The sequence below is a fragment of the Caballeronia sp. INML2 genome, assembly GCF_023631365.1.
Lineage (GTDB): Bacteria > Pseudomonadota > Gammaproteobacteria > Burkholderiales > Burkholderiaceae > Caballeronia > Caballeronia turbans.
Window position 1 is genome coordinate 1 of sequence record NZ_JALQDH010000132.1, and the last position, 2,298, is coordinate 2,298.

At 57.5% G+C, this 2,298-nt stretch carries 2 protein-coding genes; one reads left to right on the top strand and one right to left on the bottom strand.

The annotated features are described in order from the left end of the window. Positions 1-417 precede the first annotated feature (417 nt). Complete coding sequence (locus NCT32_RS35695; protein ID WP_250478033.1) at positions 418-1,275, top strand: PA4780 family RIO1-like protein kinase; 858 nt, start codon at positions 418-420, stop codon at positions 1,273-1,275. A 304-nt stretch (positions 1,276-1,579) separates the two neighbouring features. On the opposite strand, the gene NCT32_RS35700 is transcribed toward NCT32_RS35695, so the two are convergent. Continuing rightward, positions 1,580-2,167, bottom strand: a complete 588-nt coding sequence (locus NCT32_RS35700; protein ID WP_250491413.1) for a hypothetical protein — start codon at positions 2,165-2,167, stop codon at positions 1,580-1,582. Positions 2,168-2,298: the final 131 nt, after the last annotated feature.

Below are 2,298 nucleotides of genomic sequence, written 5' to 3' on the forward strand. Positions count from 1 at the left end.
AAGCGATGAAGATATGAAAGCAAGCGGCGAGTCGCCTTGATCGAAAGCGAGGCGGAATTTTCTTTGGCGACCGCACCGATCCGACCGCTCGTCGATTGACCAGGTCCGTCCGTCTGCCTCGCCGAGATGCCTCACTTGTTTTCGCACAGCCTCGGTCGCGTGCTGCCTGTCGTGCCAAGCCGGGAGCTGTCTGGAGGCGGCTCAATGCATCTACGCAGTCGCCGGGAGATATTAGCCTGCGCGTCCTCGACCACCCGTATAATCCGGCATGACTCCACCCATCTCCCACGTAGAAAGCTTACGGCCGCCGGCAACAGCTTCTCGATTCATCGGTTTGTTGGTCTCGCATACCTTAGCGGGCCATTCACGATCCACGCGCGTGGAATGCACGTTTCACGAACCGCGGGCGACGATCGTATGAAAATGCCCAAACGGCTTGCGCCGCTTCTCGAAGAAGGATTTATCGACGAAGTCATCGGCCAGTTGATGAGCGGCAAGGAGGCGACAGTCTATGTCGTGCGCTGCGGCGAATCGACGCGTTGCGCCAAGGTCTACAAGGACGCGAAGCAACGCAGTTTTCGGCAAGCAGCGTCGTATCGGGACGGTCGCAAGGTCAAGAACAGCCGGCAGTTGCGGGCGATGGAAAAAGGTACGCGCTACGGCCGTCAGATGCAGGAAGCGTCATGGCAGAACGCTGAAGTGGACGCGCTGTTCCGGCTCGCCAACGCAGGTGTGCGCGTGCCGCAACCCTATATTTGTACCGACGGCGTGTTGCTGATGGAGTTGGTGATCGACGAGGTGGGTGACGTCGCACCACGGCTCAACGACGTCGAGCTGACCGAAGCCCGCGCCCTCGAACTGCACGCGTTGCTGCTGAACCAGGTTGTCCGCATGCTCTGCGCGGGCGTAATTCACGGCGACCTGTCGGAATACAACATCCTCCTGGCAGCAGACGGGCCGGTGATCATTGATCTGCCGCAGGCCGTCGACGCATCCGGAAACAACGAAGCTGCCTCCATGCTCAAGCGAGACGTCGACAACCTGGCCGCGTACTTCGGACGGTTTGCACCGCAAATACTCACCGCGAGTTATGGGACGGAGATCTGGGCGCTTTTCGAGGCAGGGCGGCTGCATGTCGAGGCCGAACTGACCGGTCGCATCGAAGCCGACACGCGTCCTGTGGACCTCGACGGCGTTCTGCAGGAACTCGAAGCGACACGTCTTGAGGAAGATGCGCGAGTGCGGCGGCAGGAGGAACTGAGCGCAGGCCGGTAACCGTACTTGATGTCCCCGAAGATCGCCCGAAAGTGAAGGTCTTCGAGGACGTCGCCGCTCGGCCAAGAAGCGACATTCGCCAACAACGAGATTTGGACATTCAAGCGTCGAATGCACTCAGGAAGCGGACATTCAATCTGAAAGGGTGAATGCTCCAATTTTTTGGCGGTATGACCGAGGACGGCTGCGTGAGGCGCAACGCAGAGGTCACTGTCGTCACCAACCCACGATGCGGCGCAGTGAAATTGAACTTTGTCCTTCGTTGTAGACAGGTATGACGACACTAGTCATTGATCGACATTCTTTAATTTCCGGCATCAAAAAGGACGACTGGATGACGCCGTGTCAGCCCATTCGCGAAGAAGTGCCAGTCGCCAATCGAGCTTTGATCCGCTTCGTACGTCTTGTCGCGGGGAACGCGCCGCTGGATCTGGGGGAACAGGTCGGCATGTAAATCGCGCCATCGTGATGGTCTGCCGTTGTCGATCGCCGGGATGAAAGTCTTAATGCTATAGCAGCCGTCTTGCACTTCGCCAACAAATACGCCTTCTTCGCACGCGAGGCCCAACTGCAACCATTTGTCCCGGGAGATCCACGGCTGCAACCAATAGATATTCGCCATGGCGGTACAGAGGCGTGTGCTAATCTCGGTCTCGCCAGTTCGGCCCGTCCGCTGAATGATCCGTTGCATTGCATGCTGGCTAACCTCGATCCGGTACATGAGACCGTCTTCCGGGCGAGCAGCAGACGAACAGACAAAGAAGTAAAAATCCAGCCCACCGGTAGCGCCACTTTGCTCGAATAATCCGCAGTACATGGTCATTTCGCCAAGGCGTATCAACGGAAACGTGACCAGGTGCTTGTCGAGTTCTGGCTTCAGAATGCGTTCCATGTAACGGAATGCCTTTCTGCCGCTCATCCCAGGTTGCCATTGCTTCGATATGCGCGGCGGCCTCAAATCTGAAGTGCAACACCTGTCTCATATAAGGTGTTGCGATGAACGAAAGAACCCAGTACAAGCAA